Origin of the sequence: Collinsella aerofaciens, from assembly GCF_015555045.1 — a bacterium.
GTDB classification, from domain to species: domain Bacteria; phylum Actinomycetota; class Coriobacteriia; order Coriobacteriales; family Coriobacteriaceae; genus Collinsella; species Collinsella aerofaciens_W.
On the sequence record NZ_JADNJQ010000027.1, the window covers coordinates 20,141 to 27,157 of the forward strand.

The 7,017-nt window shown below is 59.8% G+C and carries 7 protein-coding genes; 3 read left to right on the forward strand and 4 right to left on the reverse strand.

Features of this window, described 5'->3' with window-relative positions:
• Window positions 1-23: 23 nt before the first annotated feature.
• Window positions 24-1,541, reverse strand: coding sequence for a threonine synthase (gene thrC / locus I2E45_RS08490; protein WP_195445644.1), 1,518 nt, complete (start codon window positions 1,539-1,541; stop codon window positions 24-26).
• Between the two features lie 103 nt (window positions 1,542-1,644).
• On the opposite strand from thrC, the gene I2E45_RS08495 reads away from it, so the two are divergent.
• From I2E45_RS08495 to I2E45_RS08505, 3 genes are all read left to right on the forward strand, one after another.
• A complete protein-coding gene (locus I2E45_RS08495) occupies window positions 1,645-3,033 on the forward strand; it encodes an aspartate kinase (protein ID WP_195445646.1) in 1,389 nt (462 codons plus the stop codon).
• 174 nt (window positions 3,034-3,207) lie between these two features.
• Window positions 3,208-4,233: an aspartate-semialdehyde dehydrogenase gene (locus I2E45_RS08500; RefSeq protein WP_195445648.1), complete on the forward strand. Its 1,026-nt coding sequence runs from the start codon at window positions 3,208-3,210 to the stop codon at window positions 4,231-4,233.
• Window positions 4,234-4,979: 746 nt separating this feature from the next.
• Window positions 4,980-5,558, forward strand: a complete 579-nt coding sequence (locus I2E45_RS08505; RefSeq protein ID WP_271742300.1) for a methylated-DNA--[protein]-cysteine S-methyltransferase — start codon at window positions 4,980-4,982, stop codon at window positions 5,556-5,558.
• 144 nt (window positions 5,559-5,702) lie between these two features.
• Here the strand turns inward: I2E45_RS08505 and I2E45_RS08510 are convergent, their stop codons facing one another.
• The 3 genes from I2E45_RS08510 to cas1 are packed head-to-tail and all read right to left on the reverse strand — an operon-like array spanning window position 5,703 to window position 6,993.
• Window positions 5,703-5,969: a hypothetical protein gene (locus I2E45_RS08510; protein WP_195445650.1), complete on the reverse strand. Its 267-nt coding sequence runs from the start codon at window positions 5,967-5,969 to the stop codon at window positions 5,703-5,705.
• Between the two features lie 49 nt (window positions 5,970-6,018).
• The gene (gene cas2 / locus I2E45_RS08515; protein ID WP_195445652.1) at window positions 6,019-6,336 is read right to left on the reverse strand and encodes a CRISPR-associated endonuclease Cas2; all 318 of its coding nucleotides are present in this window, start codon (window positions 6,334-6,336) and stop codon (window positions 6,019-6,021) included.
• Window positions 6,337-6,345: 9 nt separating this feature from the next.
• Window positions 6,346-6,993: a type II CRISPR-associated endonuclease Cas1 gene (gene cas1 / locus I2E45_RS08520; protein ID WP_195445653.1), complete on the reverse strand. Its 648-nt coding sequence runs from the start codon at window positions 6,991-6,993 to the stop codon at window positions 6,346-6,348.
• Window positions 6,994-7,017: the final 24 nt, after the last annotated feature.

Consider the following 7,017-nt stretch of genomic DNA (forward strand, 5'->3'; position numbering starts at 1 on the left):
TTCGCCGGCGCCTTATAAGGGGTTTAGTTGGTGGCCATCTTATTTGCAGCCTGCTCCACGTAGTTGGCCATGTCGGCTACGTCGCAGACGTCTTCGAAGCGGACGGGCTTGGCCTCGAGCTCGGCGAGCTGGACCGGGGCAACCGTGTTGGTTGCGTGCTCGAGCACGCGCATAGCCTCAAAGTCGTCCTCGGGAACGTCGAGCCCCAGGGCGTCGCAGCAGGCGCGCGGGAACTTGTAGGGGCTGGCGGTCGAAAGCAGCACGCGGGCCTTGGCGCCCTCGGCGGGAGCGACCTTTTCAAAGACGTGATAGCCGCAAGCGGTGTGCGGGTCGATCACGTAGCCGTTTGCATCCCAGCAGCTCTTGATGGCGGCGCGGACCTCGTCCTCGCTGGCCCAGCCGCAGCCAAAGACGCTCTGAATCTTTGCCAGCAGGTCGGTGGGAACCTCGTAGCGACCAGTCTGTGCCAGCTGCTCCATAAGGCCGGCAACGAGCTCGCAGTCGCCATCGGACAGGAAGTAGAGCATGCGCTCCAGGTTAGAGCTGATGAGGATGTCCATCGAAGGCGAGATGGTTGTGAAGAACGGGCGGTTGCGGTCGTAGACGCCGGTGGTCAGGAAGTCAGCCAGCACGTTGTTCTTGTCGCTCGCGACGATGAGCTTGGCGACGGGCAGACCCATGCGCTTGGCATAGTAACCGGCCAGGATATCGCCAAAGTTGCCGGTCGGTACGCAGAACTCCACGGCGTCGCCGGCCTCGATGGCGCCGGCGCGCAACAGCTGCGCATAAGCGGCAAAGTAGTAGACGACCTGCGGTACCAGACGGCCGACGTTGATGGAGTTGGCACTCGAAAGCACCGTGCCAGCGGCCTCCAGACGCTCGGCAAGCTCCTTATCGGCAAAGATGCGCTTGACGGCGCTCTGGGCGTCGTCAAAGTTGCCGCGGATGCCGCAGACGGCGACGTTGTCGCCCTCCTGAGTGGACATCTGCAGATTCTGCACGCGGCTGACTTTGCCCTCGGGATAAAAGACGGTGATGCCCGTGCCCGGGGCGTCGGCAAAGCCTGCGAGTGCTGCCTTGCCCGTGTCGCCCGACGTGGCGGTGACGATCATGATGCGCTCGGCGCCGCCGTCCTGGGCGGAGGTGCGGGCCATCAGGCGGGGGAGCATCTGCAGGGCGACGTCCTTGAAGGCGCTCGTGGGGCCGCCAAAGAGCTCCATCACATAGGTCTGAGGGGCGTCGGTGCCCGGTGCTGCGTCGAGCTTGACGAGAGGCGTGACCTCTTCACTCGCGAACGTGCCGCGGTATGCCTCGTCGACACACGCCGAAATTTCTTCGTCCGTGTAATCGTTCAGTAACATTCCCAACACATTTTGAGCGATTTCAAAGTACGATTTATCAGCAAGCGAGCTGATATCGACCTGCTGGGTGCCAAGCTCGTCCGAGACAAACAAACCCCCGTCGGGAGCGATGCCGGTACGGATTGCCACCTTACTTGAGCATGATAAAGTGCGTCCTCGTGTACTATGATAAGTTCCCATATAACAGTGCTCCTCGGATACCTTGGTCCCAATCGGTGAAACCATGGTATCAGAGCGCGCAAAACAGGTTTGCAGAGGCTTTTAGAAAGGTAACCTCCACGCCATGATAAAAATTGCCAAATTTGGCGGCTCGTCGGTCGCCGACGCCGAACACTTCAAGAAGATCAAGGCCATCGTCGATGCCGATCCGGCCCGCCGTTTTGTGGTGGTTTCCGCCTGCGGTCGCCGCTTTAAGGGCGACACCAAGGTGACCGACCTGCTCTACCTGGTTAACGCTCACGTTAAGTATCATGTGTCGTGTGAGGAGCTGCTCGAGGACATTGGCCAGCGCTACTTTGATATTGCTGACGAGCTGGAGCTCACCTATCCCATCCGCGAAGAGTTTGCGGCCTTTGCCGAGCGTGCTCGCTCCGGTGGCTACTCTACTGAGGAGCTCGTAAGCCGCGGCGAGTACTTCACCGCTCGCCTGATGGCCGAGTACCTGGGTCTGCCGTTCCTGGACGCCGCGACGGTTGTGGCGTTCCATCACGACGGTACGCTCAGCATGAACCGCACCTCCGAGCTGGTGCAGGAGTACGGCCAGCAGGGCGGCTTTGTTATGCCCGGTTTCTACGGCGCGACGCGTGAGGGCCAGATCAAGCTGCTTGATCGTGGCGGTGGCGATATTTCGGGCTCGATTCTGGCCAAGTGCCTTGGCGCCGATCTGTACGAGAACTGGACCGACGTTTCGGGCTTCTATTCTGCCGATCCGCGTATTGTTCCCGAGGCTCAGCCCATTGCGCGCGTTACCTACGAGGAGCTGCGCGAGCTTTCGTACATGGGCGCAAGCGTCCTACACGAGGAGGCCGTGTTCCCCGTGCGCGAGGCAGGCATTCCGCTGGTCATCAAGAACACCAATGCGCCGCAGGACCCCGGCACCATCATTAGCGAGACGGCTGACGAGGGCGAGGCGGAGCCCATCATTACCGGCGTGACCGGCAAACGCGGCTTTGTCGCCATCAATGTGGCCCGCGACCGCACCAAGCCCCGTGTCGGCTTTATGCGCCGCGCGCTTTCGGTCTTCGAGCGCTATGACGTTTCCGTTGAGCACATGCCCACCGGTGTCGACCGCTTTGGCGCCGTGGTGCAGGAGCAGGACGTTCACGATTCGCTGTACTCGCTTGTGAGCGACATTCAGCAGGAGGTCGAGCCGCTCGAGATCGAGGTTGTCGAGGGCTTGGCGCTCATCGCTACCGTCGGTCGTAACCTGCGCGGCCGCGCGGGTATCTCGGGCCACCTGTTTGGCATGCTTGGCCAGGCCGGCGTGAGCGTGCGCATGATTTCGCAGAGCTGCGACGAGATCAACATCATTATCGGTGTTGAGGAGAAAGACTTCGACCTGGCGATTCAGACCATTTACCGTGCCTTCTCCGACGAGAACGGCATTGTGAAGGTCTCCGACTTGGAGGCTCCCACGCCGGTCGATCCCACCCTGGCTGCGCTCAAAAAGTAGCGACTGCTCGGTAGATTTTTTGGATCATGTCTCATAAATCTACGGCGGGGCGTTTCGTTTCGGTTTCGTTTCGACGGGGCGGGTTTCGTGTCCGCCCCGTTCTTGTATACACTGGCAACAATAATCAGCCTGCTCGGCGTGCGGGCAAAAGCCAAAACCTTTAAAGGGGGAAGCATGAAACAGTACACGGTTGCTATTTTGGGCGCGACGGGAGCCGTGGGCACCCAGATGCTCGAGTGCCTCAATGAGCAGGAGTTCCCGGTCGGCAAGCTCAAACTGTTGGCAAGTGCACGCTCCGCGGGTAAGACCGTTGAGTTCCGCGGCGAGCAGATCGTGATCGAAGAGGCTTGTCCCGAGGCCTTTGAGGGCTGTGACATTGTGCTTGGAGCCGCCGGCGACGACATCGCGAAGGAGCTACTGCCCGAGGCCGTCATGCGCGGCGCCGTCGTGGTCGACAACAGCCACGCCTTCCGCATGGATCCTGAGGTGCCGCTGGTCGTGCCCGAGATCAATGCCGACGACATCAAGTGGCATCACGGCCTTATCGCCAATCCCAACTGCGCGACCATCATCGGCCTGGTTCCCACGTGGCCGCTGCATCAGCTCGCCGGCGTGAAGCGCATGATCGTCTCGACGTATCAGGCGGCTTCGGGTGCCGGCGCTCCCGGTATGGCCGAGCTCGAGGTCCAGCTGGCCGCCCTGGGCCGCGGCGAGGAGATTCCCGAGCCGCGCGCGTTTGCCGCCCAGCTTGCGAGCAACCTGATTCCGCAGATTGGCGGCGTCAAGGAAGAGGGCTTTACCTCCGAGGAGATGAAGCTGCAAAACGAGGGCCGCAAGATCATGCACCTGCCCGAGCTGCGCGTGAACTGCACCTGCGTGCGCGTGCCCGTGCTGCGCTCGCACTCCGAGAGCATTACGCTTGAGTTTGAGCGCGACATTACGGTTGACGAGGCCCGTGCTGCGCTGGCTGCCGCTCCCGGCGTCAAGCTGGTTGACGATATGGCTGCCGAGGATGCGCACGACCGTTTCCCCATGCCGATGGATACGTCCGACCAGGATTTGATTTGGGTCGGTCGCGTGCGCCGCGACATCTCGAACCCCGAGGCCGCGCGTGGCATCACCTTCTGGTGCTGCGGCGACCAAATCCGTAAGGGCGCGGCAACCAACGCCGTCCAGATCGCTAAGCTGCTCTGCGAGTAGTGTGACCTGTCCGGCGGGGGCCGGGCTTAGTTTTCAGAACGTCCTCGACCATGTGTGGCGCCTTGTCCTGCTCCTTCGGAGCCGCGGACAAGGCGCCACACTGGTCTGCGGAGTGTTCTGAAAACTAAGCCTGGCCCCCGCCTGCGGTGACTTGGCTGCGCGCGGCCTGCGATGGGGCCGTTGTTGATTGGGGCCGCTGGGCTGATGTGAGGGCACGTGGTCGTTGCGGGCCCTAGTCCCGGCGGCGGCCTCGGCGCTTTGCGCCTGCCGCCTTTGGGGACTGTGGGGTGCGGCCGGCAGCTGCGGCGCGCTGCGCCTGCTGCCTGAGGTGACTGCGGGCCGTGACGGCAGCCGCGGCGTTGTCGCGCCTGCTGCCTGGGGTGACTTTGGGGTTGGGGTGAATCGGGGTCTAATACTTTCCCGAGAAGTGAACGACCTTATTTTGACCCCCGAAGCATTGGCATATTCTGACCGCTATTTCCTGCGGTTTTGCTGCGCGAATCCTGCGGTTTTGCGGTCTAAAGGTGTGGATGCTCCGGGGCTTCGTTTTTACTCGTTCACTTCCCCGGAAAAGTATTAGAGCTCAGCTGGTATGGGTACCGCTTTGGCGTCGAGCCCCCGCGTCATCTTCGCTTGATTGGGAAAAGCGGTCTCACTTAAACAATTACGAGCCTGCCCGGGCGTATCAGACAGGTTGTCTGCACAATTCGCGGTATCATGGTGCGGAGTTTTGAAAGGAGCCGCTGGTGGTCACGACGACGTTTGCTTCGCCTTTGGGCGAAATCCTGCTTGCCGCTGATGGCCGCGGTCTGACGGGACTTTGGTTTGAGGGGCAGGAGCACTTTGGCTCCACGCTTCTCAAAGAAGATGCGGAGCACGTTGAAGGCGCCGATGCGGTTTCCGGTACTGGTGGCATGTCGCCGGTGAGTCCGGCAAATGGCGCGGCCTCTTCGGTGCTTGAGCGTTCCTGGGCTTGGCTGAATGCTTATTTTGCAGGGCAGGAACCTCGGTTTACGCCGCCGTTGCATATGATTGGTACGGCGTTTCAGCGCGAGGTTTGGTTTGAGCTGCTTTCTATTCCGCGCGGCGAGGTCACTACGTATGGCGAGATCGCCCAGCGTGTTGCCGCTCGACATCGTGTACCGGGAAACGAGGCACCCGTTGTGTCTCCTCGTGCGGTGGGGGCTGCGGTCGCACGTAATCCCATTTCGATTATCGTGCCGTGCCATCGCGTGGTGGCGGCCGACGGATCGCTCAACGGATATGCCGGCGGCCTTGACCGCAAGGAGTGGCTGCTGCGGCTCGAGGGTGCGTACGAGGAGTAACGCCAGGGCACTTTGCATAGCCAAGACGCCGTGAAAGAACGGGATGTGCTTTCCGAATGGCGTTCCAAGCGGAAACCGTGTCCCGGAATACAGCCTCAGAGTGGGACGCCGTTTCCGGTTGAGACCACCTGCTTGGACATCTTTCTACGCTCGCTCCTGCAGGGCGTAGATCGACTTATCCATGTTGATCAGGTAAGCCACGACGCAGACAATAAAGAACGCCGGCAGATTGCCAAAGCCGAAGACTTCGCAGCCAATAAGGATGGGTGCGAGCAGAATCGCTGACAGCATAAGACCCATAACGGCGATGCGCACATAGGGGTTGGGGAGCAGTCGAGCCGCAAGGGTCTTGGCGTGGGCAAGACACCAGGCAAAAGCTCCACCTACCATGCCAAACACGCTGCCCAACATCGCAAGCCGTCCAAGACCGGGAAGGTCGAGCGCGTGCGAGGCGGCAACGTCAAAACACAAGCGTTAACTGCGCGCCCTGCTCAACGGGCTGCTCCTTGTGCTCGCTCAGAAGGACCATTCGGTCTTCGTATTGCTTTTCGGTCATTTCGATAACGGTGACCTCTCCAGCGCTTGGAAGATTCAGCTTAAGGCGAGCGATATGCGCCGCTGCGGATTCGCGAGTCACCAACAGGCGCGAATACACCGAAAACTGCTCCATATGGTATCCGTCGTTAATCAGAAACTTTCGAAAGTCGCTATACTGCCGACGCTCGGCTTTGCTTCCCGTTGGAAGATCGAACAGAACCAATAACCTCATAACCCTCATGGCTCCTCCCTATTCAACAGTTACCATCTCGAGCCCTTTTAGCTCGGGCAACAACAGCCTCTTAGGATCCTTTTCGAGAACGGCAGTTCTGAGTGAAGAGAGCGTTGTCTCTATGCACTGCTGACAGCCGCAACGTTTTCCGTCGATAGTCATGACGTGCTCAAACACGCGAGCGAGCAACGCTTTGTCGCGCTGGCCCAAAGGCTCTGCTACGCCGTAGCTCATAACAATTAGATCGACGAGAGGGCGGAACGGTTCAATAAGATCGTCGACGAGATTGAATGCGTTGTAAACGCTGTGATGGTGAAGCCCCTGGGATACGAGCCATCCACCGCCAACGGCTGCTCTTCCGATGCCTGCACGCAGGACGCTGTAACCATAATCGAGGGCGGAGCTCTGCATACTGTTGCGTCTTGTTCCATTGGTAATGAGGGCTTTAAAGTACGCGGAGGCAGCTGCGCCTTCTCGATTGTCTGTGTCGCCCGAAAGAACGGTTTTGGCATAAGAGGGGAGAGGGCCTGCAGACAACCCCATTTCTGTGAGAACCGCCGCTTGGTTGAGTATCTTTGCCTGAACGATTCGTTTCCAAAGCTGCTTTTTAAACGGGTATGTAAATATACTGGTTGAGTTCGTTAAATCAGTGGTTGGTGATACCACTTACCAGATTTGTTGAACAATTGG

Bases quoted from the DNA above. Each gene is read 5' to 3' on its own strand.
- I2E45_RS08500 (WP_195445648.1), top strand. From the start codon at position 3,208: ATGAAACAGTACACGGTTGCTATTTTGGGCGCGACGGGAGCCGTGGGC.
- I2E45_RS08495 (WP_195445646.1), top strand. From the start codon at position 1,645: ATGATAAAAATTGCCAAATTTGGCGGCTCGTCGGTCGCCGACGCCGAA.
- thrC (WP_195445644.1), bottom strand. From the start codon at position 1,541: ATGGGAACTTATCATAGTACACGAGGACGCACTTTATCATGCTCAAGT.
- I2E45_RS08510 (WP_195445650.1), bottom strand. From the start codon at position 5,969: ATGTTGGGCAGCGTGTTTGGCATGGTAGGTGGAGCTTTTGCCTGGTGT.
- cas2 (WP_195445652.1), bottom strand. From the start codon at position 6,336: ATGAGGGTTATGAGGTTATTGGTTCTGTTCGATCTTCCAACGGGAAGC.